This window comes from Synechococcus sp. H55.10, assembly GCF_047502715.1.
Taxonomy (GTDB): Bacteria; Cyanobacteriota; Cyanobacteriia; order Thermostichales; family Thermostichaceae; genus Thermostichus.
This window is the reverse complement of the sequence record NZ_JANSJJ010000252.1, coordinates 1-22,326: the sequence shown is the minus strand read 5'-3', so window position 1 is coordinate 22,326 and position 22,326 is coordinate 1. Positions and strand designations below refer to the sequence as shown.

At 60.6% G+C, this 22,326-nt stretch carries 24 protein-coding genes; 9 read left to right on the top strand and 15 right to left on the bottom strand.

The genetic code is table 11. The annotated features are described in order from the left end of the window. Positions 1 to 25: 25 nt before the first annotated feature. The 7 genes from NW858_RS12365 to NW858_RS12335 form a co-directional block, all read right to left on the bottom strand. The gene (locus NW858_RS12365) at positions 26 to 244 is read right to left on the bottom strand and encodes a hypothetical protein (protein WP_414334049.1); all 219 of its coding nucleotides are present in this window, start codon (positions 242 to 244) and stop codon (positions 26 to 28) included. A gap of 86 nt (positions 245 to 330) precedes the next feature. Continuing rightward, positions 331 to 1,974: a PP2C family protein-serine/threonine phosphatase gene (locus NW858_RS12360; RefSeq protein WP_414520613.1), complete on the bottom strand. Its 1,644-nt coding sequence runs from the start codon at positions 1,972 to 1,974 to the stop codon at positions 331 to 333. Positions 1,975 to 2,075: 101 nt separating this feature from the next. Then, entirely contained in the window at positions 2,076 to 3,254 is a 1,179-nt protein-coding gene (locus tag NW858_RS12355; RefSeq protein WP_414520612.1) for a glycosyltransferase family 4 protein, read from the bottom strand. A 112-nt stretch (positions 3,255 to 3,366) separates the two neighbouring features. Beyond that, positions 3,367 to 4,932, bottom strand: coding sequence for an MFS transporter (locus tag NW858_RS12350; protein WP_414520611.1), 1,566 nt, complete (start codon positions 4,930 to 4,932; stop codon positions 3,367 to 3,369). A gap of 122 nt (positions 4,933 to 5,054) precedes the next feature. Next, complete coding sequence (locus NW858_RS12345; RefSeq protein ID WP_414334055.1) at positions 5,055 to 5,399, bottom strand: MgPME-cyclase complex family protein; 345 nt, start codon at positions 5,397 to 5,399, stop codon at positions 5,055 to 5,057. Between the two features lie 84 nt (positions 5,400 to 5,483). Beyond that, on the bottom strand, positions 5,484 to 5,930 hold the full coding sequence (locus NW858_RS12340; protein WP_414334056.1) for a hypothetical protein: 447 nt from the start codon (positions 5,928 to 5,930) through the stop codon (positions 5,484 to 5,486). A 293-nt stretch (positions 5,931 to 6,223) separates the two neighbouring features. After that, on the bottom strand, positions 6,224 to 7,342 hold the full coding sequence (locus NW858_RS12335; RefSeq protein ID WP_414334057.1) for a class I SAM-dependent methyltransferase: 1,119 nt from the start codon (positions 7,340 to 7,342) through the stop codon (positions 6,224 to 6,226). A gap of 253 nt (positions 7,343 to 7,595) precedes the next feature. Here NW858_RS12335 and NW858_RS12330 point away from each other — a divergent pair, with 253 nt between their 5' ends. The 5 genes from NW858_RS12330 (at position 7,596) to NW858_RS12310 (ending at position 11,129) form a co-directional block, all read left to right on the top strand. Continuing rightward, positions 7,596 to 8,252: a response regulator gene (locus NW858_RS12330; RefSeq protein WP_414334058.1), complete on the top strand. Its 657-nt coding sequence runs from the start codon at positions 7,596 to 7,598 to the stop codon at positions 8,250 to 8,252. Beyond that, positions 8,252 to 8,932: a queuosine precursor transporter gene (locus NW858_RS12325; protein ID WP_414334059.1), complete on the top strand. Its 681-nt coding sequence runs from the start codon at positions 8,252 to 8,254 to the stop codon at positions 8,930 to 8,932. The genes NW858_RS12330 and NW858_RS12325 overlap by 1 nt, the downstream gene beginning before the upstream one ends. A 184-nt stretch (positions 8,933 to 9,116) precedes the next feature. Further along, positions 9,117 to 9,302, top strand: a complete 186-nt coding sequence (psbZ, locus tag NW858_RS12320; RefSeq protein WP_414334060.1) for a photosystem II reaction center protein PsbZ — start codon at positions 9,117 to 9,119, stop codon at positions 9,300 to 9,302. 342 nt (positions 9,303 to 9,644) lie between these two features. Then, positions 9,645 to 10,103 carry a DUF2808 domain-containing protein gene (locus tag NW858_RS12315; RefSeq protein ID WP_414520610.1) on the top strand — a complete coding sequence of 153 codons (459 nt, stop codon included), beginning with the start codon at positions 9,645 to 9,647 and terminating at the stop codon, positions 10,101 to 10,103. 192 nt (positions 10,104 to 10,295) lie between these two features. Then, entirely contained in the window at positions 10,296 to 11,129 is an 834-nt protein-coding gene (locus NW858_RS12310; RefSeq protein WP_414520616.1) for an undecaprenyl-diphosphate phosphatase, read from the top strand. On the opposite strand, the gene NW858_RS12305 is transcribed toward NW858_RS12310, so the two are convergent. Beyond that, complete coding sequence (locus NW858_RS12305; RefSeq protein WP_414520609.1) at positions 11,089 to 12,672, bottom strand: NAD(P)H-hydrate dehydratase; 1,584 nt, start codon at positions 12,670 to 12,672, stop codon at positions 11,089 to 11,091. The genes NW858_RS12310 and NW858_RS12305 overlap by 41 nt on opposite strands. Positions 12,673 to 12,677: 5 nt before the next feature. Then, positions 12,678 to 13,073, bottom strand: a complete 396-nt coding sequence (locus NW858_RS12300; RefSeq protein ID WP_414348853.1) for a VOC family protein — start codon at positions 13,071 to 13,073, stop codon at positions 12,678 to 12,680. Between the two features lie 149 nt (positions 13,074 to 13,222). Between NW858_RS12300 and NW858_RS12295 the strand changes: the two genes are divergently transcribed. Both NW858_RS12295 and rpe read left to right on the top strand, forming a co-directional pair. Continuing rightward, the gene (locus NW858_RS12295; RefSeq protein ID WP_414509748.1) at positions 13,223 to 13,444 is read left to right on the top strand and encodes a hypothetical protein; all 222 of its coding nucleotides are present in this window, start codon (positions 13,223 to 13,225) and stop codon (positions 13,442 to 13,444) included. Between the two features lie 102 nt (positions 13,445 to 13,546). Further along, complete coding sequence (rpe, locus tag NW858_RS12290; protein ID WP_414332712.1) at positions 13,547 to 14,257, top strand: ribulose-phosphate 3-epimerase; 711 nt, start codon at positions 13,547 to 13,549, stop codon at positions 14,255 to 14,257. 162 nt (positions 14,258 to 14,419) lie between these two features. Here rpe and NW858_RS12285 read toward each other — a convergent pair whose 3' ends face one another. Beyond that, positions 14,420 to 15,274: a hypothetical protein gene (locus NW858_RS12285; RefSeq protein WP_414520608.1), complete on the bottom strand. Its 855-nt coding sequence runs from the start codon at positions 15,272 to 15,274 to the stop codon at positions 14,420 to 14,422. 121 nt (positions 15,275 to 15,395) lie between these two features. Here NW858_RS12285 and miaA point away from each other — a divergent pair, with 121 nt between their 5' ends. Further along, entirely contained in the window at positions 15,396 to 16,412 is a 1,017-nt protein-coding gene (miaA, locus tag NW858_RS12280; RefSeq protein WP_414520607.1) for a tRNA (adenosine(37)-N6)-dimethylallyltransferase MiaA, read from the top strand. Here the strand turns inward: miaA and menD are convergent. Next, entirely contained in the window at positions 16,336 to 18,138 is a 1,803-nt protein-coding gene (gene menD / locus NW858_RS12275) for a 2-succinyl-5-enolpyruvyl-6-hydroxy-3-cyclohexene-1-carboxylic-acid synthase (protein WP_414520606.1), read from the bottom strand. The two genes, miaA and menD, sit on opposite strands and share 77 nt — an antisense overlap. After that, positions 18,135 to 19,037, bottom strand: coding sequence for a cyanophycinase (locus NW858_RS12270; RefSeq protein ID WP_414367994.1), 903 nt, complete (start codon positions 19,035 to 19,037; stop codon positions 18,135 to 18,137). Before NW858_RS12270 ends, menD begins: the two co-directional genes overlap by 4 nt. A 187-nt stretch (positions 19,038 to 19,224) precedes the next feature. On the opposite strand from NW858_RS12270, the gene NW858_RS12265 reads away from it, so the two are divergent. Next, on the top strand, positions 19,225 to 19,467 hold the full coding sequence (locus tag NW858_RS12265; protein WP_011433628.1) for a hypothetical protein: 243 nt from the start codon (positions 19,225 to 19,227) through the stop codon (positions 19,465 to 19,467). Between the two features lie 124 nt (positions 19,468 to 19,591). Here the strand turns inward: NW858_RS12265 and NW858_RS12260 are convergent, their stop codons facing one another. The 3 genes from NW858_RS12260 to NW858_RS12250 all read right to left on the bottom strand — a co-directional run bounded on the left by NW858_RS12260 (position 19,592) and on the right by NW858_RS12250 (position 22,166). Next, positions 19,592 to 20,128, bottom strand: a complete 537-nt coding sequence (locus tag NW858_RS12260; RefSeq protein WP_414332721.1) for a fasciclin domain-containing protein — start codon at positions 20,126 to 20,128, stop codon at positions 19,592 to 19,594. A 374-nt stretch (positions 20,129 to 20,502) separates the two neighbouring features. Continuing rightward, positions 20,503 to 20,808, bottom strand: coding sequence for a DUF3134 family protein (locus tag NW858_RS12255; protein ID WP_414332723.1), 306 nt, complete (start codon positions 20,806 to 20,808; stop codon positions 20,503 to 20,505). Between the two features lie 20 nt (positions 20,809 to 20,828). Beyond that, the gene (locus NW858_RS12250; RefSeq protein ID WP_414520605.1) at positions 20,829 to 22,166 is read right to left on the bottom strand and encodes a UDP-N-acetylmuramoyl-tripeptide--D-alanyl-D-alanine ligase; all 1,338 of its coding nucleotides are present in this window, start codon (positions 22,164 to 22,166) and stop codon (positions 20,829 to 20,831) included. Positions 22,167 to 22,326 lie beyond the last annotated feature (160 nt).

Genomic DNA, 22,326 nt, shown 5'->3' with positions numbered 1-22,326 from the left:
GGCCAACTGGATCCGGCCAGAGCAACTAGTGGGAGCTGGTGATGCTCTTGAGCATATAGCCCACCACGATCCCTATCAAAAGCGCCCAAATTTGGCCCGACTCCACAAAGCCATTCCAACCCTTGCGGATATCGCCCAGTACATCCTGCCGGAACACCTGCCCGACCATCATTTTTGTCTGGAAAGCAGCAGGAGCCGGCAAGTAAACCGAAGTGGTTTCAGACCCAGAGGAAGAGAAGTTCATGGCTATGCCTAAGGTGTAGATAACCGGGAAGCAGGGGAGCCAGCCCTGTACTAGCTAGAGCGTACCCTGAGTTCGAACTTTTTTAGCTATTTTGGCTCAGAGTCGGGCAACACCTTCAACACCACCAGTGTGGTATCGTCCACAGGCTCAGGCCGCAGGGAAATCTCATCTTGCAATAGCAGCTCTGGATCGTCCGGCGGCAACAGGGTCAGAGGAGGGGATCCCTGGCGACCTCGGAAAGCATCCATCTGCTCAAACAAGCTCTCCAAGATGTCTTCGGGGGAGTCGTAGCGACAGGCAGCATGCTGGATGGCATCCATGAGTCCAGAGGTTTCCAAGCGCTCCCCGCGGCTGTTGGCAGCCTCGGTGTAGCCGTCGGTGTAGTACACCACCACATCTCCGGGTTGCAGTTGCACGCAGCTTTCCGAGTAGTGGCTGTTTTCCTCCAAGCCGATCAGCGCCCCTTCTGTGTCCAGGGGTTGAATCTCGCGGGTGCGGGCCTGCCACCACAGGGTAGGGTTGTGGGCCGCGTTGCTAAAGCAAAGGCGATGGGAGTGGGGATCGTACTCTGAATAAAACAGGCTGATGAAGCGATTGGAGTGCTCCAGGTCGCTGTACATGGCCCGGTTCAGATGTTGCAGAACGCGGGCTGGGGAATGACGGTTGAGAGCTTCTGCCCGCACCATGGCTCGGGTCATGCTCATCAACAGGCCGGCGGGCACCCCTTTGCCCATCACATCCCCAATGACGATGGCCAGCTTTTCAGATGAGGGTGGAGAGGCAGCCGGATCTGATTTTTCTGGAATCTTGATGAAATCGTAGTAGTCGCCTCCCACTTTGCTGGCCACACGGCAACGAGCTGCCAGGCGAATGCCTTTGACTTGCGGGTACTCCTGCGGTAGCAATTGAGCCTGGATGTAAGAGCCGATCTCCATTTCTTTTTCCAGGGCCACTTTGCGGCGCAAGGCTGCCGTCAAGCGGTCGTTTTCGATGGCCACGCCTGCCTGATCGGCGACCAGGCGCAACAGTTGTTGGCGGCGTTCATCCCAGTGGTAGCCGGGCTGACGGCTGAAGACGTACAAGCGACCCTGGACAGAGTTGCGGATCAACAAGGGCGTGCCGAAGAGGCGCACATCCGGCCCTAAGCTCTGGCGAAACCGCTCGTCCAACAGGTGTTCGAGGGCAGGGATTTTGACGGACAGGGATCCCGCCGTTTTGAGCATGGGCTCCTGAGCCGAGAGGGTTTGGGCAATCTGCTCCATCTCAGCCCGAATCTGTTCGCGGTGGTGGAGATCCGAGCAATGCAGTTGATCCAACTGAATGGTGCCGTTGGGGTTGAACAAAACCAGGGCTCCGCCTTCGGCATCGGTCAGTTGGCTGGCCACAAAAGCCGTCAGCTCCAGGATCTGATTCAAGTTGTTAAAGGAGCGGAGGGCAAAGGCTAGCCACGCCAGCAAATACTGCATCCGATACTGGTCTCTCCCCACTTTTGCCACCCGATCCGGCATTGCAGGGTCAGGCACAATGGCAGGCTTGACCTCCGGCAGCTCCACCTCATCAGACGTAACGCCAACCGGATCCGGGCTGGCCTGAGCTGAGCGTAAGTCGCCCGAGTTCTCCAGGGAGGGAACTGGAGGATTGGGGGGCAAATCCTGGCCAAGCAAAGGCTCCGACCACGAGGAGCCGGATAGCTGTGCCGAAACGGCCTTTTGGGGGCTGTGAGCATCCATCGGGAAGGCTGGCGTTAATCCCTTGGAAACGTAACGAAACAGCTTAGCAAAAATATCACAAGCTCTACACAAAAGTTCTGCCTCGCTTTCGACTTCCTCCTTTAGGCCCGGCGATGCTGACGGGATCCCTGGCACAGCTCCCGGTAGAGCTGTTCCACCCGACTGATGTTGTGGCTGAGGGTATAGCGTTCCAGCACCCGCCGGCGGGCCTTCATCCCCAGCAGTTGGGTAAACTCCCGTTGATCCCGCAGCAAAGGCAGCAGGGTTTGCAGCTCCGCCGTCACCCGTGTCGGATCCAACAGGATCCCGGCTCCATCCGCCAAAACCTCGCCATCGGCGCCCACATCGGTGGCCACCGCCGCCAGCCCGCAGGCCATCGCCTCCAGCAAGGACAAAGAGAGCCCCTCGATCAAAGAGGGCAAAACAAACACATCGGCCCCGCGCAAGATCTCGATGCGCTGCTGCTCGTCGGCAATATACCCCAGCCAGTGGATCCCATGTTGAAGGGTATAGAAGGGCTTGAGGGTGTTGAGCAACGGCCCATCCCCCACAATCAGCAGACCGCACTTCTCCCCCATCTGGGAGTGTTTCCAAGCCTTGAGCAGGGCTTCCAGGTTTTTCTCCGGCGAGACCCGCCCCAGATAGACAAAGATCCGCTCCAGTCCCAACCGCTGTTTGAGGGTTGAAGGCCCAGGCGAATACTTGTCCACATCCACGCCATTGGGAATGACCACCACCTGCTGGGGACGCACCCCCAGTTTGACCAAGATCTCCCGTTGCGTCTCTGAGAAGACAATGGTGCGGTGATAATTGGCCAAACAAGGGGCGTAGAGTTGATAGGCCAAGTATTGGGTGCGGGAGGCGATGTTGCGCCGCCGCCGATCGAAGGCCGGGTGAAAGGTGGCCACCAGTGGCTGGTTGAGCTCCCCACAGATCTCCGGCAGCACGAAGTCAATGGGAGAAATCGTCAAGGAGGCATGTACCAGATCCGGCTGCAGTTCCCTGAGGGCCTGGGTGAGCACCCGCTTGGCGTTGGGGGCCGGGATCGTGTAAATTTGCGACTTATACAGACAGGGGAGGGAAACGTCGCGGCGATCCAGCTCTGCCCGCCAGCCTTCACCTCCACGAGAGCCGGGATCCCAAGTGGGCGGTTGGCCGTCGTTGGTGAAGTGAAAAAAGCTCACTTGATGTCCCCGATCCAACAGGCCGTTGGTCACCTCACGGCTGTAGGTGACATTGCCACAGAAAGGTGTTTTCTTGCCTATCCAGGCGATGTGCATGGGCGGATCCCCGCAAAGGCGAAGCGCCGAGCTGCAAGGAGGGTCTCGACTTTTGAGCCTCTACAAGAGTAGCAGAGTTAGCTGCTGCCTTGGCCCCAGCTTCGAGAGGGTTTCACCAGCCTTCTCTGCCCAATAGGCTCCAGGTGTACAGCCCCGCCAGAGCGGCCAGAGCAGCCAGGCCTAAAAACATCCCGGAAAGGCCAAAGTAGGTTTCCGCCAACCCCGTCAAGACCAGAGGCAAACTGAGGGCGATATTGGCCACATTGTTCTGGAGCCCAAAAATCTTGCCTCGCAGATGATCTGGCGTTTCCTCCTGGATCAAGGTTTGCATCGGCACCGCCACCAAAGCCCCGCCACAGCCTAACAGAGCAATCCAGCCCAAGCTGAGCAACAACCAGTGGGTCGTCCAAGATAGGGCTGCCAGAGACCCACAGAGCAGCAGGGATCCCAGCCCGCTCCAGGCGCGGCAGCTCACCCGGCGGCCCGCATGCCCCACCCAAAAGGCGCCGATCCCCATGCCCAGGCCGGCAGCGGCCAACAACACCCCAAACTGATCCGGCCTCAGCTCCGGCATCACTTCGGCCATGCGCACCGCCAAAACGGCCAGTGCCGCAAACAGCGAGTAGAGCACCACCACCTGCAGCAGAGCAGCCCGGATCAGGGGCATCTGGCCGACATATTGCAAGCCCAACTGGAGATCTTCCCAAAGGTGGGGGGCTTCCCAAGGCCGGGGCTCCAGCTTCTCGTGGGGTTGTAGCAGCAACAGCAGGGATCCGGCCAAGAGGTAGGCTCCCCCCACCAACAGCTCCGGCCCCACCTCCCAGCCCGGCAACCAATGGCGCACCCAATGATCCGCCAGGGTTAACAGCGGTTCCCCCACAGCAAAGCCAACAATCAGCGAAGCCATCATCGTGGTGGTGTAGAGGGAATTGGCCGCCAGCAGCTCTCGCTTCGGCAGGATCAAGGGCAAAATCGCCTGTTCAGCAGGAGCAAAAAACTGGGTCAGGGTCGAGACGGCAAGGCTCACCAGCAACAGCCCGACAAACCCCAAGGGGATCCCCGGCCAAAGGTCGCGCCCGGCGGTGAGCCAGAGCAGCAGCGGCAACAGCAACACCAGGATCCCGCGCGCCAGGTTGGAGAGCACCAACACCCCTTTTTTTAGCCAGCGATCCACAAATACCCCTGCCAGGCTGCCCAGTAGCATCGCCGGCAGCGTAAAAGCCAGCATGATGGCCGAGACCCAACCGCTAATAGAGGCTCCTTCTGGCTGAAACTTGCGGGCAATCAACCCAATCAGCAGCACCAACAACACTTTGTCCGCCAACTGCGAACACACCTGCCCCGTCCACAGCAGCAGAAAATTGCGTCGGCGCAGCACAGCAACAAAGTTTCTCAGGCCCGGCTCAGATAAACCTTGATTTTCCTCTTCTTTTTGGGGATCCTCGGGAAGTGGATCTGGTGAGGGATCCCCAGAGGAGCACTCCGGCGAGCTCAGGGTGGGGCTTGCTGTCGGCTCAGGCAAGAGAGCTTCTGACTTCAGCACCCAAGTTGGCGCTGATGCAGGCTGGAAATCCCGAAGGCAGGAGTTGGGGTGGCAGACCTCTGCCCCTCCTTCCGGCCTGTTCCATTGTTGCTCCAAAGTCATAAAGTCATAGTGCTCCGCGGCTGACCTGCCCATTTCCCCGACGTCGGCCCCACAACGGAGGATCCCGTCAGCCAAGAAGGGCAGGTATGGGGTGCCCCGATCTTATCCTGGCCTGCCCTCCCCTCAACCCATTCAAATCTTAGGAATCGGCAGGCTTACCCTTTGTCGGCAGATAAGGAGCGCAAGGGATCCGGGATCGACTCGCTAGGAGCCACGAAGCTGCCCATTTCTACAAAAGTCAGGCGCACCTTCAGCCAGCGAATGAAATCCTCGTTGGTTGAGACCACTGCCCCCAGTGGGCCGCTCAGCTTGTCCCGCAAAGGCTTCAACGGTGGGGCTTCCATAAAAGCCGGCTGCGGCACCCAGAAGAAATCGACAGGGCGGCGGCGCTCCTCGTAGTGTCGGCGACGCTCCTCCAGCACCTCTTCCAGGGGCTCAGAACGTAAGAAAGACAGGCTGGCAACGACAAAGTGATAGGTCATCGGCTCGACAACAGACATAAAGTTGCTATGAAGCTGCTAACGATAGAGGCTAGGGCCGGACATCCACGGCTAAGAGGGACCCTTCCCTGCAGGCCCTCTCCCTCAGAAATGGGCAGATTTAAGCAGATGCGGGGCCGGATCGCGGGAGCTACAGAGGAGCCGACAGTCTTCCAACTGCCGCAGGACGGGCAGCCGCGCCATCACTTCTTCAGGCGGCATGGCGTGTTCGGAAGCCTGTTTGAGGGTGGGCAGAGCCTGGGCTGCCCATTCCCGAGCCCAGGTAGTGGACTCAACTGTTTCCTTCTGCTCCAACAGCTCTTGGCAAAGGGCGATTGAGCGCTCCAGGTCACCACTACCCTGATAGGCCATGACCAGAGCCACACGAGCCAAAGCGCAGTCTTCCGGATTTGCCCTAGAGCCATTGCGCTCTTGCTTCTCTTGGATTGAGCAGCAGTAGCAGAACGACTCGAGAAGATTGATCGCCTCCAGGTAGCGCTCCTGCTTGAGAGCAGTGATGCCGGCGCGGAGGGATCCATGGGGGTGGGACATGAGCCTAAGCGGAAGAAAAGAGTTTAGACGGACTTGCGCCCAAGGGTTATCCAGTTAACAACCCGTCTTCTTATCCAAGGTTTCGTGTCTAAAACTACTATACACCCTCTGGACAAGTGACCGCCGATTTACCAGCTAGCGCCGTAGGGCCCCACCTTGCAAGGCGGGGATTAGAAGCTGATATCTTGCCTGCTGGGATGGCCTTGTGCCGTCCCTCCCTGGAGGGGCACGGGTGGTCAACCGCCTTAAAAACCCAAGCTAGCTACAGGCGGCGGGTTCCCCTAGAAGGGTGCTCAACTTTTGCGGGCCAAGGTGTAGGCGCTGACGTAGTGGGTTTCTCGGCGCAACACTTCACAGCCCGCCTGCTGCAGGCGCGCCCCCAGATCGTCGCGGATGTAGTCCCGGTAGTAGGGTTCGTGGAAGGTTTGCGCAAAAGCTTCCATCGTCTCCTCCAGCTCCGGCGAGTCCAGCAGTTGCACCGAGTCGCAAATGACGATCACGCCCCCCGGCTTCACCACGCGGCTCATCTCGTTGATGACATTTTGGCGGGCTGGGCCGGGCAGCTCGTGGAAGAGAAACACGCTGACAACCGCATCAAAGGTGGCGTCGGCGTAGGGCATGGCCTCGGCGTTGGCGCGGATGAGCTGCGGCAGCTCCCCCGGCAGCTCTTGCAACAGCCGGTTGGCCTTGCGCAGGTAGGCAGGGGAAAGATCCAAACCATACAGCGCGGCTTTGGGCAGGGATCCCCGCAGCAGGCGCAGCGTGCGCCCGGTGCCACAAGCTACATCGAGAATGTGGGGAGCCGACAGGGCGGGATCGAGAGCATCTTTGAGCAGGCGGATCACCCGCCGCCGCATCGCATCTGCCGTGCCACCAAACAGCAGTTCCACCTGCAGGTCGTAGAGCTCAGCCGAGCTGTCGCTCAGGTAGCCGTTGGTTTGGTAATGAAAATTTTGCAGGTAGTATTTTGGATAGCCTTCTGTGGAGATGTCCTGAGAAAACTCTTGGTAGCGCTTGCTGTGTACCCGCTGAGTGATCTGCGGCAGATCCAGCCATACCTGCGGGTAGTAGCGGGCAAAGTCCAGCCAGGGGTTGTCGAAAAGAAGCGCGTGAGGGTAATAACCTGCCTCGGCATCTTGCCAATCGACCTGGAGCAGCCGTTCGTAACGAGCCCGCAACTCTTGCAAAGTAGCTGCGCTGAGCTTCACTCGCTCCCGCGGCGGCAGGGTTTTCCCGGAGGAGAAGCTCTGCAGATCCCTGAGCACAGAGAGCATCAGCTCCGAAGCCTGGGTGGAGAGAGCCTTATGGGCAAAGCCAAAGAGATTTTTACCCCACTGAAAAGTGCGGTAGGCAGCTTCTCCGACTGGAGACGGGATCGGCAGCGACAGCTCGGAGCTCAACTGTAGGCTCATAACCCTGCAAGGTGCGAATGCTTAATGTTTGTTTACGTTAGATTATAGCAAGGCAGCGATGGGAAACCGGCAAGTTCTGGGCCTTGGGAGAGTCGGCGAAGTTGGAGCTGTAGATCGCCAATCACACCCCACTTCCCTAAGAGGGAGAGTACTCTATTGGTGTCCCCGGAAGGACGTCCCCGATGCCCCATGCACTGGAGGAAGGGGCTGAGCAGGTCGAGCAGATGGGAACAGAAAAGGGAGTGCCCCGAGCATGACAGCCAAGACGGTGTTGGTCATTGACGATAGCATCATGATCCGCAAGATGGTGGCCAGCATCTTGGCTGACCAGTTTCAGGTGCTGGAGGCCAAAGATGGCCTAGCGGGCTTGGAGGCTGCCAAAAAACATCACCCCGACCTGATCTTGCTGGATTTTGTCATGCCCAAGATGGACGGCTATGACACATTGCAGGCCATCCGGCAGGAAGAGAGCCTGAAGAATACCCCCGTCATCATCATGTCGGGGATGAAAGAGCAGGTAACAGCCCGCATCCCTGAGCCTTTTGTCGATTTTGACTTCATTGAAAAGCCGTTTGAGGCGGAAGCCCTTCTGGCTCGCATTCAAAAGGCCCTGCAAGTGACCCCGGCGGCTGCGCTGGAGCCCGGATCGGAAACCAACACTCAATTGCTCTTGAACAAGCTCACCGCCATCGAGACGCTGCTCATCCAAGGTACGGAAAACCTCATCCAGCGGGAGGTGGTGACGCGGCTTGCCAGCCTCAACCAGCGCCTGGAGCGTCAGGAATCTTATAGCGCTAACCTGGAAGAGCAGATCCGTAAGCTCACCAGCGAGGTGGAACGGCACAGCCAGGGCCTGGCCCTGATCGTCAGGGAGCTGCGCCATATTCGTAAACTGTTGGGGGGATCCTGATGTCTGAGCGCGCCTATCGGCACCTGGATGCGGTGACGGCCCTGTTCGTGGCCGTGCTGCTGATTTCCAACATCGCCTCCACTAAGATCGTGCTTTTGGGGCCGTTTACCTTCGATGGCGGCACCATCCTCTTTCCCCTCAGCTACATTTTCGGCGACATTCTCACGGAGGTCTACGGCTATGCCCGCTCGCGGCGGGTGATCTGGCTGGGGTTTTTCTCGGCGGCCCTGATGTCGGCGACCTTCATGATCGTGGGATCCCTGCCGGCAGCCCCCGACTGGCCCTATCAGGAAGCCTACAACCAGATCCTCGGCCTCACCCCCCGTATTGTGCTGGCCAGCCTGATTGCCTACTGGAGCGGCAGCTTCGCCAATGCCTACGTGCTGGCGCGCCTAAAGGTGTGGACGCGGGGACGCTGGCTGTGGACGCGCACCATCGGCTCCACCCTGGTGGGCCAAGCGGTGGACACGGGCCTGTTTATTCTCATCGCTTTCTGGGGGGTGTTTCCCGGTCTCGTGAGCCTCATCGTCTCCAACTACGTGTTCAAGTGTGCCGTTGAGGCAGTCTGTACGCCTCTGACCTACGCCATCACCGGCTGGCTGAAGCAACAGGAACAGGAAGACTACTTTGACGTGGCAACCGACTTCAACCCTTTCCGAATGCAGTCTGTATCTAGATAGTTCATCCATCCAGCGGCTGCCCCGACGGATCTGGCCTTGAGAGGGATCCCAGTTTTGGTATAGTCAGAGCGTTATCTATCTTATCTACCCTGCCGCCGGTGCGCAGCGAGCCGGATCAGGTTGGGTAGCCCGGTGTTGTCGGGAGCTTTTATCCAAGACAAGACTTTTGTGAGGGATCCAGACCATGATGCTCATTTTCCAAATTGCTTTGTTGGTGTTGGTGCTGTACAGCTTGCTGCTGGTGGTGGCGGTGCCGGTGCTCTACAGCTCGGCCAGCGACTGGAGCCGGGCCAAGAATGTGATTTTGGTGGGATCCCTGCTCTGGGTGCTGATGGTGATCGGGGTGGGGGTACTCAGTTTCTTTAAGTGATCCTCCCAGCAGGATCCTTCGACGCCCATCCCCCAGGCTCCTGGACGTTCCAGAGCATCAGGGTTGCGACTGTGAGGTTCTGGTGGTGGGGAAAAACTGCGCATCTCCGCACCCGAGTGGGCCCTGGGCGCTCCCGGTGGAAGGGATCCCGCCCCTTACAATGGATAGCAATTCAATCTCATGGCCTTGCTGCTCGCTCGGCCGGCGGCAAGGTGAGCCTGTGCCGAAGTCTTTTGGGAGGTTTGGGTGTTGAGAGCAGTGAAGCGTTCGTGGGGCCTCCGCTTGGCCCGGCTGGGGACGAGGCTGATTTTGGCAGGCTTGTTGGTAGGGGCGCTATCCCCTTTGGCAAAGGCACAGTCGGGCTTTGTCATCACCGGCAGCGAGGGGGTGCCTGTCCTCAGCTATCGGCTGGATTTTCGCGGCATTCGCGGTCGGCTGGATCGCTATCGCCTGAAGATCCCACCGCAGGATGTGGCGGTGGCGGAGGTGCAGATTAGCGCGGATAGGAACTTTGATGCCGTCATCGATCCCCAGAATGTGCGCCTAGAGGTGGAGGGCAAGTCGGTGGAGCTGGCGGAAGTGTACTGGAACGAGGAGTTTCGCTCTTTGGAGGTGGTGGCCCGTCAACCCATTGCCGCCGGCCAGGAGATCCGCTTGGTGCTCTCCAATGTGCGCAACCCTTCCGCTGCCGGCATCTACCGGGTAGAGGCGCGGGTACGGGGAACAGAGCCCAACCCGCTCTTCCGCAAGGTGGGCAACTGGCTCATCACCATCGACGATCCGGAGCGGCTCACCTTCTGATGGCCGCTGCATCTGGTTTCAACAACCCCAAGGGATCCCCATCTCCCCTCTCCCTCAGGGAGAGGGGCTGGGGGTGAGGGCCTCAGGGAGAGGGGCTGGGGGTGGTCGCGTGAGCGGCGCGGAGCGCTTGGGCCTCAGGGAGAGGGGATCTCCCCTCCAGACAGTAGCCTGGCATACAGGGAGAGGTTGTCTTTGGTGCTAGCCGACACCTGGTATCCCAACTGGTGGCAGGCCCTGCTCTTGGGCATGGTACAGGGGATCACTGAATTTCTGCCCATCAGCAGCACGGCGCACCTGCGGGTGGTTCCGGCTTTGCTGGGCTGGCCAGATGCAGGCGCTTCCTTTGCGGCGGTAATCCAGTTGGGCAGCTTGGGGGCGGTGTTGATCTACTTTGCCTCTGATCTGCGCCAGGTGCTCCTTGGCTCCTGGAAGGCTTGGCAGGAGCGAGATTTCCAGCAGGAGTCTTGGCGGCTGCTGATAGGGATCCTGGTGGGGACGTTGCCGATTGTGGTTGCCGGATGGGCCGTCAAGGCCATTTGGGGATCCCCACCCCGCCAGTTGGGGGTAATTGCTGCTGCCGCCATTGGCTTGGCGCTGGCTTTGGGCTGGGCGGAACGGGTGGGGAAACGCCGGCGAGATCTGCACAGCCTGGGCATTGGGGATGGGCTCTGGGTGGGGCTGGCCCAGGCTTTGGCGTTGATTCCAGGGGTATCCCGCTCCGGTGTGACGCTGACGGCGGCTCTGTTGCTGGATTTGCAGCGCTCGGCTGCCGCCCGCTACTCCTTTTTGCTAGGGATCCCGGCCCTCTTTTTGGCGGGGGTGGCGGAGTTCATCTCCGAGTTTAAGGCAGAGGCGCTGCTGTCGCAGGGGTTGGGGATGCTCTCGGCCTTTGTTTTCTCCTACGGGTCCATCGATTGGCTCATTCGATTTTTGCAGCGCAGCAGCACCTGGCTGTTTATCGCCTACCGGATTGGGTTTGGCCTGTTCATTTTCCTGGGACTGGCCCTGGGGTTCTTGCAACCTTAAGCCGACTTAGCGCCTTGGGCAGGTACTCCCCTAGGTGGGCCGGATCCACCCCTGTTAGACCCCGCTCCCCCGCCAACTGGATAGCGGCTTGGGCATGCCACCACACTCCGGCACAGGCACAACTGAGCAGCTCCGCGATCCCCATCGACTGACCCAGTTGGGCCCTTCTGCGCGCCACCAGGCCGCCGATTAAGCCAGTTAGGACATCGCCGCTGCCACCGCGGGCCAAAGCCGGTGTGCTCTCCGGGTTGACCCAGCATTCCCCCGTAGGAGAGGCGATGACCGTCCGTGCTCCCTTTAAAACCACCACCGCTCCACTCTGGGCTGCTGCTCTCTGGGCTGCCTCCATGCGATCCGCAAGCGGGATCCCTGGAAAAAGCCGGCGAAACTCCCCCAGGTGGGGGGTGAGGATGGCTTGGATCCCGTTTTCTTGCAAGCGCTCCACCCCCATCTCCGCCAGGGCATTGAGGCCATCGGCGTCGATAACCCAAGGGATCCCGGCCCAATCCTGCAGCAAGCTCTCCAGCAGCAGCCAGCGGGTTTCTCCTAGGCCGGGCCCCACCGCCACCGCCTGGAAAGGTTTTTCGCCCAGCGGCGGCAGAGCCGGGATCCCTTCCCAGGGGTGAACCAAGGCTTCCGGCAAAGTGCTGTGAATCAGCCCCTTCAATTCCGCCGGCACCGCCAGGGTTACCATGCCCACGCCACTGGCGCGGGATCCCAGCCCGGCCAACACTGCCGCCCCGGCATAGGCCGCCGACCCTGCGACCACTAGCAGGGATCCCTGGCGATATTTGTGGGTATCCAAAGGTGGGTCAGGGGGAAAATGGGGCCAAGGGTTCAGCAACAACTGGGGAGCCGCCTCTGCCGGGCAGGCCCAGGGGGGGATGCCAAAATCAAGGCGATGCAGCCGTCCCACCCAGGGCAGAGCCGCCTCCTGCCACAGGCCCCGTTTCCAGAGGCCGAGGGCATAGGTGTGGCTGGCGCGGATGCAGCAGCCCCAGATCTCACCTGTCTGGTCGTTGAGGCCAGAAGGCAAGTCCAGGCTGAGGATGGGAATGCCGCTGCCGTTGGCCCACTCCACCGCCCCCGCCCAGGGATCCCCCAGGGGCCGGTTTAGGCCAATGCCAAAGAGGGCGTCGATGAGCAAGTCGCAGTCGGCCAACGCCTCCACCCGCTCCACAAACTCCGCCCCTAGAGCCCTGAGGTAGCGGGCGTGGTCGGCGGTTAGGGGTTTGAGATCCGGCTTCCCCAGCCAAACCTTTACCCCCTTTTGGGCTAGCCGCAGCTCTCGCCCAACCACCAAGCCGTCGCCGCCATTGTGCCCCGTGCCGCAGAGGATGCCGATGCGCTGCACCTGGGGAAAATCCTGCTGCAACTGGGCAAAGGCGGCCAGCCCCACCTTCTCCATCAGGGCGGCCACGGGCATGCCGGCAGCGAAGATCTCCTCCTCGAGGCGCCGCATCTGCGCCGAGCTGACCAGGGCGGTGGCCGGGTCAAGGGAGTTGAGGACGCTGCGCTGCTGGGGCAAAGAGGGCTCTGGCATGGCGGTCATGGCTGAGGGGGGCTTATGGAGCTCAGCTCGATCACATTCCCGTCGGGATCCCGAACAAACACAGCCGCCCGCCCGGAAGCGCTGGGCTGCACCTCGTAGCCTGCCTGCAGCAAGCGGGCCTTCACCGCCTCCAGATCTTCCACTCCCAGCGCCACGTGGGGATGGCGCCCCCACTTCGCCTTGCTGCCACGACTGGCTTGCTGCCCTTGGTCAAGTGGCTCCTCAGTGACAATCAAATGAATCTGCGAAGACCCCACCTGGTACCAAGCACCGGGAAAGTTAAAGGGAAACCGTTCTGCCTTGGGGATCCCGAGCACGGTTCCGTAGAAATGCTCGGCCCTGGCCAGATCGCTAACCCAAAGGGCGGTGTGCAGGTGCTGATAGGTGCTCATGACGTTGCTTGGGCGCAAGTTCCTGAAGCTGTCGAGAGAAAGTGTAAGGATTTTCTCCAAAAGACCTGTTCCGCCTGTGCGCTAAGGTGGAACTAGGGCAGCGGCGACGAGAATATCCTCTATCTTGCTTCTTGCCTAGGGGTTGGTCTATGGGATCCCGCACCAAGTTTTTCGGCACCGTCTTGGCCATGCTGGCCGTCAACAGCATCTACATGCAATTGCAGCAGCTTGCCCTGCGGCTGGAAGAAGAGGTAAACCCGGCTCCCTCAGAGCAGGCTGCTCCAGAGTCCCAGAGCAACGCTCAGCCGCCGCATCCCTGGGGTCATCTGGCCCAAGTTTTCCGGCATTGGGTCGAGGCCAGTCCCCTGTAACCCTAGCCTCGGAGCCAAGAGGCAGTTTGCAAAGGGGATCAAACCCCGTACCATAGAGGAGCAGGCTCCCCTTTCTTGCGGTTCACAGTTCGGATACTCACCATGACTCAGCCGTCAGCAGCCTCTGGGCAAAAGCCGATTGTTGTCGCCCCTTCGATTCTTTCGGCGGATTTTAGCCGCTTGGGGGAAGAAGTGCGGGCGGTGGACGAGGCGGGGGCCGACTGGATCCACGTGGACGTCATGGATGGCCGCTTTGTGCCCAATATTACCATCGGCCCGCTGGTGGTGGAAGCGCTGCGCCCGGTTACGGCCAAGCCTCTGGACGTCCACCTGATGATTGTGGAGCCGGAAAAGTATGTGGCCGACTTTGCCAAGGCGGGGGCCGACATCATCTCCGTTCATGCCGAGTCCAGCTCTACCATTCACCTGCACCGCACCCTCAGCCAAATCAAGGATCTGGGCAAACAGGCAGGTGTGGTGCTCAACCCCGCTAGCCCCCTGGAGCTCATCCAGTACGTGCTGGATCTGGTGGACCTGGTCTTGATCATGAGCGTCAACCCCGGCTTTGGCGGCCAGAGCTTCATTCCGGCGGTGGTGCCCAAGATTCGCCAACTGCGGGCCCTGTGCGACGAGCGCGGTCTGGATCCCTGGATTGAAGTAGATGGCGGCCTCAAGGCCAGCAACGCCTGGCAGGTCATCGAGGCGGGGGCCAACGCCATTGTGGCCGGCTCGGCAGTGTTCAAGGCCAAAGACTATGCGGAGGCTATTCGCGCTATCCGCAACAGCCGTCGCCCGGAGCTGGTAACGGTTTGATTTGAGCTTATCGATTGGGGAAAACCGTGCTCTTGAGCCCCTCCTAGGCCAAGGTACAAAAGAGAGGGAAGAAGACCTAGCGCCCCTCAATCTTGGCCCATTGCGAATGGCCACAGCTCAGCGGCAGGGATCCCTTCTGGTGGTGAGGACGGGCTCGAAATTCTAGCGCAGAGCGGCGGTCTCCTTCTGGGCAGCCGCAGGGGCTGCGCCGTCCTCTACGGCAGTCTGGCTCAGGCAATGAGGAGGGTCGGAAGGGGGAACGATCGGCTGAGGCGAGGTAGGGCTGAAAAAAACTTGGCAGAACGGCAGGCGGCTGTTGCGCTGAATGTCAGCAAGGTAAGGAGAAGGGATGGTGCCCCAGTAGGCGCCCAGCACCTGCCGGTCGGGATCCTCCGGCAGCACCTGGTAGTGCAACATCAAGCGGTTATCGGGGAACCAAGCGCGAACAAGCCTTTGCAGTTGCCTCAAATTGAAGCCCGGCTCTTCCGGGTTATGAATCAGGTGCATCCCCGCCAAGCGTCCGCCGACAAAATAGGCTTGCACATAAAACCCGCGGGCGTAGAGGGGGGGCTCTGAAGGATCCCGCGATGAAGGGGCATCCGGCAGGTAGAGGGCCTCACCGCCTGGGCGCAGTTGCCAGCGGCTCCAGCGGGGATCCTCGCGGTCGCTAGCAATGGTCTCCCAATTGTTGGCGCGGGCGTAGCTCAAGAAGCGCTCCTCCACCATGCCCAAATAGAGCATTTCCATTTGTAGGGGCAGTCGGGCCCGCGTTTGCAATAGGGGCAGAGTGCGCACTTCTCCTTGCTTGAGCACCAAAACTTCCGCCAAGGCAGGGCGCGGTTCCCACGCCAGCAGCGCCGCCAGGATACCGGCTCCGAGGGCTCTGCCAAGGCCGGCCAGCCCTCGCCGTGCCGAGGCCCGCAGCAACAAGAGAAGGAGTTTGACAGGGGGCAGCTCAAATCGAGGCTGCGCCCCGCCCAACACGGCAACGGAAGCAGAGACGTAAGATGAGATCACGGGGAAATTCGAAGAGCCGGGAAGACAATAGAGGCTATGGATGTCCTATTTTATCCACAGCGCTAGGGTTCTTTGAAAATTTTAATCTGCTGCCCTGGGTGAACCTTCTTGCCGACAGCGGATGGATCAAAACCGGTCTCCAAATGGGCGCGACTGCCGAGAACCTCCCTCCTCGACCCCAGGGCCGGGGCTCGTCGTCATTGCTGGCCCCACCGCCACCGGCAAGTCGCGCCAGGCGCTGCTGCTGGCCCAACGGCTGGGATCCCCGCTGTTAAACGCCGACTCTCGCCAGGTGTACCGGGAGTTCGACATCGGCACCGCCAAGCCCACTCCCGCCGAGCGGGCCCTTTGGCCCCATGAGTTGATTGACTTTGTGGATCCCCGCCACACCTACACCGTGGCCGAGTTCCAGCAGGCGGCCCGGGCGCGCATTGCCGCGGCCCATCGGCAGGGACAGACTCCCATTCTGGTGGGGGGGACGGGCCTCTACATCCAATCCATTACTGCAGGGCTGGGGATCCCGGCAGTTCCGCCGCAGCCTCAGTTGCGCACCCAATTGGAGACGTGGCCACCTGAGATCCGCTACGCCTGGCTGCAGCAGTTGGATCCCGTGGCCGCTCGGCAGATCCACTCTCATGATGAAGTGCGCACCCTGCGGGCCTTGGAAATTATTTACACCACCGGGAAACCGGCCTCTTGCCTACGGCAGGCCCATCCTCCCCACTACCCCATCTTGATCTTGGGGCTGCGCTGCTCGATGCCCCGTCTGGAACAACGTATTGCCCGGCGCACGGCGGAGATGATGGAGAGGGGGTGGATCGAAGAGGTAAAAACTCTGCGGGAGCGCTATGGGCCGGACTTGCCCCTCTTGCAAACTTTGGGCTATGCGGAGATCGGCGCTTACCTAGAAGGGCGGATCCCAGAGGCGGAGCTGCAGCCTTTGATTGTGCGGCGCACCCGCCAGTTTGCCAAGCGGCAGATGACCTGGTTTCGGGCCATGCCAGGGATCCAGTGGCTGGACTGCGAGGCCGAGGATCTGCCCGAGCAGATCTGGGAGCGGGTTAAAGCCTGGATGGCAGCTCAGACCACTGCTGAAACCACTCCCGCCGCCGCTGAGCATCGGCTTTCCGATCGGTGAGGATCTCCAACACTCGCACCCCTTGGGCGGGCAAGGGATCCAAGGCTTGGGCCAGCTCTTCCCACGTCTCTAGCCGCCGGTGGGGAATGCCATGGGCCTGGCAGAGGAGGGCAAAATCCACCGCCTGGGGAGTGGCGAAGTAGGGCTCAAAGGGTGGGCCCGCCTCAGCAATGGGCAGCAGCTCGAAAATCCCACCCCCCCGGTTGTTGATGAGGAGGATAGTCAGGGATCCCTGCAGGTAAGGGCTAAGCCGCAGGCCGCCGCAGTCGTGCAAAAAGGCCAGATCCCCGGTCAGCAGCACTGTTGGCCGATGGCGGTGGGCCACCCCGAAGGCGGTCGAGAGAATGCCGTCAATGCCGTTGGTGCCGCGGTTGAAGTAGGGCCGGATGCGGCGGTCGTTGGGCGGCCAAAACCACTCCACATCCCGCACCGGCGTGCTGTTGGCAATCACCAGGGGCGTCTCCGGCGGCAGGTGGTGGGCCAGCCACCAGGCGATCTTGCCCTCAAACCACTCCGGCAGGTCAGCCATGGTCTGGTCTAGGGTGGCGCGGATTTGCGCTTCGGCTGTCAGCCAGCCCTGCAGAAAAGCTGTTCGGGGGGCTGGAGTTTTGAATGTTGCTTCCGGGATCCCGGCGGCCAGCTCTTCCACAGCAAAGGGCAAATGGGTGGTGGGGTTGTGCAGAGGATCCCCGTTCTCGGGCCGGGGATCGAGCAGCCAGGTGCGGGGGCGAGCTTTGGCCAGGGTTTGCCGCAGCGCTTTGCTGGTGGGCAGGGATCCCAGTTGGATGACTTGTTCCGGCCAGAGCTGGGGGCCATCCTGCTGCAGGAGGAGGTCATAGGTGGTGATGAGATGGGGGTTGAGGGAAGCGTAGTTGCGCAGAGGGGAGAGTCCCTCCGCCAACACCGGCCAGCCCAGGGCCAGCGCCAAGCGGGCCACCGCTTCTGCATAACGCTGGGGATCCGCCGGTTGGGCCGGCCCCGCCAAGATCACCCCCCGCTCACAGCCGCGCCACTCCTGCCAAAAGGAAGCTGTTGACGCGAACGCAGAACCGGCAGCCAGGCCAGATGGGGGGATAACCCCGCGGAAAAAGGTCTTCTCAAACTCCGGATCTTCCTGCAAATGAACCAGGGGCGCAGTGCTGCCATCGGCAACGGGAGCTAGGGGATCTCGCAAGGGCACATTCAAATGCACAGGGCCGGGAAAGGGGTAAAGCGTGCGCTCCCAGGCGTGAACCAGGGCTTGGCGGAGATAGGCCAGGGCTTCTGGCTCCGCGCTGGGCAGGGCCAATTCCGCTTGCCAGTTGGGGTAGTGACCGTAGAGCTTCACCTGGTCGATAGTCTGCCCGGCGCGGCAGTGGCGCAGCTCTGGGGGCCGATCCGCCGTCAGGATCAACAGGGAAAACCCACTTTCGGCTGCCTCAAGGAGAGCCGGGAAAAAATGGGCGCCAGCGCTGCCGGAAGTACACACCAGAGGGATGGGCTGCCGAGTTCGCTGGGCCAAGCCGAGGGCAAAAAAGGCCGCCGACCGCTCATCCAGCACTGGAATGGCCTCGATCTCCGGATGCTGCGCCAGGGCATAGGTGAGGGGGGCAGAGCGGGATCCCGGGCACACCACCGCCAGGCGACAGCCCAGCCGGCTCAGGGTCTCGGCCAACAGGGATCCCCAGAGGGCGTTGAGGTTGCGCCAATCCAGCCGCCTTGGCGAGACAAAGTTTTCACCGGTCACAGCGGAGTCAACGTGTTGAGATCAAATCGGGATCCCGGCGGCAAAAAGTGAAGGCGGGCATTGTGCAGCCGAAAATACTCGTCCGCTGCCGCCTCCTGAACGGTCGAGTACAGTTGCGTCCCGTCCACAATCGTCACCGTGCCCAAGCCGATTACCTCCATCACATTGTTGGCCTGGATCACCACCGCCGTATTCTCATCGATGCCGATGCCCAGGCACTGGGGGTAGTGGGCCACCGCTGTAACCAACCGCACCAGGCGATTGCGCTGATGGAAGTGCTGATCGATGATGACGCGAGGCAAAAGGCCCAGGCCCGTCTTCACCGTTACAATTGCCGGCGTGGGAGGTTCCCCGCTGTAGCCGCGGGAGATCATCTGCTGTCCCAAGGCAGAAGCTCCGGCGCTGGTTCCGGCAATCACCGTCTGTCCTCGCTGCCACTGCTGCCGAATGGCCTCCATCAACTCGCTGTGGGCCAGCACCTCCGCCAGCCGCTCCTGATCCCCACCCGTGAAGTAGATGCCGGTGGAGGAGCGGATTTTCTCGACGTTATCGGGATCCCTCGCCTCCATCGGGTTGCGGATATCCAGCACCTGCAGGCTGGCCGCCCCCATCTGCTGAAAAATATTGGCGTAGACCTCCCCCAGCACCGCCGGGATCCCAGAAGCCGCAGGCACGATGGTGATGTGGGCCGACCTTCCCCCCGCTCGGCGGAAGAACTCCCAAAGGATGTGGCATTCCTTTTCCTTGTCCTCTGCTCCCCCAACGGCAATGAGGTCGGAACGGGCGATGCTGGGATCCCTCACGGTAGGGTAGGGTTGGGCAGCGTGGGTCGGGGTGGAAGGAACTCCGTTCCACCCCAGCTCACGGTGGGCAGCAGAGACATCAGGCAAATGGGGCATGGAGCGCGAGAAAGATTAAAATGGACACATTTCACTTTCACTATGCTACGGCTTGAGATTCGGTTTGGCGCAGCGCCATTCCAGATTTCACGGCGGAGCTAGGAGTGGGTTAGGGGTCGCGAAAGGGGGAATAATGTTCATAAGAACACCCCTCGTTTCGTCCTTCGGTTACCCAGCGGGAGCATCCATGGCCAGAAAACCTGACGGATACCTTGTCCACATCATGCTGGAAGGTGGACAAACCATGCAAGTGCGGGTCAAAGAGGCCAGAGAATACACAGAGTTGATCAACAACCTGATGGTGGGCGGCGAAGAGTTCATCACCTTGCCCAAGCAGATGGACAATGAGTACATGATTGTGCGTCCGCAGCGGGTCTCGGGCGTGTCGGTGGAGGCGATCTACGCTTCCAGCGTCGGCATCGACCTATAGAGCTCAAGGTCAGGGATCCCTTGAGGGTCGTCGGCCTAAGTTGCAACACAAAGCCCCCACCACCGGGGGCAGGGGCTGCCAGAGAACTAGACCCCGCAGGATCTAGAACTTCCCTACCGACAGGTTAGATCTGCGGGGGCAGGATCACCTTGTCGATGACGTGGATGACGCCGTTGACGGCCTCGATATCCGCGGTCACCACGTTGGCATCGTTGACCTTGACTCCATCAGCCAAAGAGATCTCCACAGGGGATCCCTCGACCGTGACCACTTCCCCAGCTTTCAGATCGTTGGAGAGAACTTTGCCGGGCACCACATGGTAGGTGAGAATTTGGGTCAATTGCTCACGGTTTTCCGGCAAGAGCAACTTCTCCAAAGTGCCTTCCGGCAGCGCTGCAAAGGCCTCGTCGGTGGGAGCAAAAACGGTGAAGGGGCCTTCCCCAGCCAGTACCTCCACCAAGTCGGCAGCCTCCAAGGCTTGGATCAACGTGGTGAAAGAGCCGGCCTCAGCCGCAACATCCACAATGGTTTTGCCGGTAGCAGCAGCGGTTTTCACGCTTTCAGAAGTTGCGCCGTAGCTGCCGGCAATGACCGCAGGGGCTGCAACCAACGTGGTGGCCGAGACAACAGCTAAGGAAAGAGCGAAGAGATTGCGAATCATGCAATGTAACCCTCCGTGAAGAGTAGGTTTATATTTATCTATGACGGGCGGGATGGAGCTGGAGTTCCTCAAAATTGAAAAAAGTCCCCAAAAAAGATATTTCCACTGCCCCAAAATACTTTTTTTACAAGGGCTGCAAGGCTAATCTCCGCTGAGGTTAGATTTGCAACAATCATCGCGGGATGGTGGTGAACAATCCAAAACAAGCTAAAAAAAGATCCCTTTAGGCTGAGGTATCCGTTACGTTTACTTACATTTATTGTTTTGTTTGTTCAAGTTAGCGATCCATTGGCAGCGCAAAAGCCGACGCCCTCGACGTGTCGGGCGAAGGGATCAACGAGCTGGTGATCTCGTAACGATCTCGGCCGTCGTGCCTACTCTTCTTCTGCCTCGAAGTCTTCGCTGTAGTCGTCCCCGATCAAGTCGTCGATGTCGTCGATGTCTTCTTCCAAAACAGCCCCAGAGACTTCAATAGGCTGCTCGATCAACCGGCCTTGCTGGCGCAACCAATCGAGAATGGAAAGGCTACTAGGGGAGGGCACCACTGTTGGCGGTTGATTGCGGGGTTCTTCGCGTAGAGAGGGATTGAAGTACATGCCGTACGCAGAAGGGGTAGTTATCGACAAAGAGAAAGCCGCCTGGGCTGATCCCAGCCCAACAGAGAGATGCAGGCTTGCCATCAGCTGTCTTTTAGCTTAGCCTACCGCTGCCAGGCTTGCAAAAAGCGGTGCAGCACCTGCTCCAGCTCAATGGCTCGTGCCGCCTTGAACAGCAACCGATCCCCGGCTTGCACCTGATCTAGCAAAACTTGCAGCACTGCCGCTGCATCCCTACAGCGTTCTGCCTGGGCTGCCGGTTTTTGGTCGAGCAGCGGCTGCATTTCTCCTTCCGGATCCAGGAGCAAAACCCAATCCAACCCCAAAGGGGCAGCCGCTCGTCCCACCTCTGCATAGAGCTGAGGTGCATGCTCTCCCAGTTCCCGCATGGGGCCGAGAACGGCCCAGCGTCGTCTCCCTGGGGTTTGGGCCAATAGGTGCAGAGCCGCTATCATCGCTTCCGGCGAGGCATTGTAGGTTTCATCCCAGATTTCCACATCTCCTGCCAGCTTGAGATGGCGATTGCGCCCCTCCAGAGGCGTGGGCAAGGCGATGGGTTCTCGGAGCGGCTCCCAATCCAGCCCCAAGCTGCGCACAGTCGCCAGCACCCCCATCCAGTTGAGGGCGTGGTGTCTTCCGGGCAGGGGCACCGGCAGGGTCAGGCCCGCCACGGTTACCGTTTGGGCTTGGGGATCCCATTCTCCTCGCAGGTCTCCTCGCTCCAGGCCATAGGTGAGAGTTGGTCCCGACCCCAGGCCGGCGGCGGTGGACAACAGCAAGGGATCTTCTCCGTTGAGCAGGGCCACTCCCTGCCCCAGCTCCTGTAGCAGCTCGCACTTGGCGGCGGCAATGGCGGCGCGGGATCCCAGCCTGCCGATGTGGGCGGTGCCGATGTGGGTAATCAAGGCGTGGGTGGGCCGGGCCATCTGCGCCAGGCGGCGAATTTCCCCAGGGCCGCGCATGGCCATTTCCAGAACCGCAAACTGATGTTCCGGCTGCAGCCGCAGCAGCGTTTGCGCCACGCCAATGTCGTTGTTGTGGTTAGCCTCGCTTTTGAGAACGCTGCCGTAGCGGGATAGGGCAGCCGCCAGCATTTCCTTGGTGGTGGTTTTGCCGGCTGAGCCGGTGATGGCCACCACCGGGATGGAGAATTGCTCCCGCCAGCCCCTGGCAAGGCGCTGATAGGCCCTCAGCGTGTCTGAAACCTGAAAATGAGGGCCTGAGGTCGGACGCTGGCTGATGACGGCAACGGCTCCCTTGCTCAGGGCTTGCGGAATAAAATCGTGTCCGTCGAAGCGTTCCCCCCGCAGCGCCACAAAAACGGATCCCGGCTGCAACTGGCGGCTGTCGGTGCAGAGGGCCTGAACCGGCAACCCCAACAGATGGGGATCTCCCCGGAGAGGGGTTTGCAGCAGATCGGCTACAGCTTGTAAGGTCAGCATCGGGCATTCTTCATAATCATTTCAAGTCATTGAGACAGTTCCCAAGCGCTCCCTCACCCCCAGCCCCTCTCCCAGCGGGAGCGCTCCCTCACCCCCGGCCCCTCTCCCAGCGGGAGCGCTCCCTCACCCCCGGCCCCTCTCCCAGCGGGAGCGCTCCCGC

Coding starts and splice junctions, on each gene's coding strand:
- NW858_RS12365 (WP_414334049.1), bottom strand. CDS start 244: ATGAACTTCTCTTCCTCTGGGTCTGAAACCACTTCGGTTTACTTGCCG.
- NW858_RS12360 (WP_414520613.1), bottom strand. CDS start 1,974: ATGGATGCTCACAGCCCCCAAAAGGCCGTTTCGGCACAGCTATCCGGC.
- NW858_RS12355 (WP_414520612.1), bottom strand. CDS start 3,254: ATGCACATCGCCTGGATAGGCAAGAAAACACCTTTCTGTGGCAATGTC.
- NW858_RS12350 (WP_414520611.1), bottom strand. CDS start 4,932: ATGGGCAGGTCAGCCGCGGAGCACTATGACTTTATGACTTTGGAGCAA.
- NW858_RS12345 (WP_414334055.1), bottom strand. CDS start 5,399: ATGTCTGTTGTCGAGCCGATGACCTATCACTTTGTCGTTGCCAGCCTG.
- NW858_RS12340 (WP_414334056.1), bottom strand. CDS start 5,930: ATGTCCCACCCCCATGGATCCCTCCGCGCCGGCATCACTGCTCTCAAG.
- NW858_RS12335 (WP_414334057.1), bottom strand. CDS start 7,342: ATGAGCCTACAGTTGAGCTCCGAGCTGTCGCTGCCGATCCCGTCTCCA.
- NW858_RS12330 (WP_414334058.1), top strand. CDS start 7,596: ATGACAGCCAAGACGGTGTTGGTCATTGACGATAGCATCATGATCCGC.
- NW858_RS12325 (WP_414334059.1), top strand. CDS start 8,252: ATGTCTGAGCGCGCCTATCGGCACCTGGATGCGGTGACGGCCCTGTTC.
- psbZ (WP_414334060.1), top strand. CDS start 9,117: ATGATGCTCATTTTCCAAATTGCTTTGTTGGTGTTGGTGCTGTACAGC.
- NW858_RS12305 (WP_414520609.1), bottom strand. CDS start 12,672: ATGCCAGAGCCCTCTTTGCCCCAGCAGCGCAGCGTCCTCAACTCCCTT.
- NW858_RS12300 (WP_414348853.1), bottom strand. CDS start 13,073: ATGAGCACCTATCAGCACCTGCACACCGCCCTTTGGGTTAGCGATCTG.
- NW858_RS12295 (WP_414509748.1), top strand. CDS start 13,223: ATGGGATCCCGCACCAAGTTTTTCGGCACCGTCTTGGCCATGCTGGCC.
- rpe (WP_414332712.1), top strand. CDS start 13,547: ATGACTCAGCCGTCAGCAGCCTCTGGGCAAAAGCCGATTGTTGTCGCC.
- miaA (WP_414520607.1), top strand. CDS start 15,396: ATGGATCAAAACCGGTCTCCAAATGGGCGCGACTGCCGAGAACCTCCC.
- NW858_RS12270 (WP_414367994.1), bottom strand. CDS start 19,037: ATGCCCCATTTGCCTGATGTCTCTGCTGCCCACCGTGAGCTGGGGTGG.
- NW858_RS12265 (WP_011433628.1), top strand. CDS start 19,225: ATGGCCAGAAAACCTGACGGATACCTTGTCCACATCATGCTGGAAGGT.
- NW858_RS12260 (WP_414332721.1), bottom strand. CDS start 20,128: ATGATTCGCAATCTCTTCGCTCTTTCCTTAGCTGTTGTCTCGGCCACC.
- NW858_RS12255 (WP_414332723.1), bottom strand. CDS start 20,808: ATGGCAAGCCTGCATCTCTCTGTTGGGCTGGGATCAGCCCAGGCGGCT.
- NW858_RS12250 (WP_414520605.1), bottom strand. CDS start 22,166: ATGCTGACCTTACAAGCTGTAGCCGATCTGCTGCAAACCCCTCTCCGG.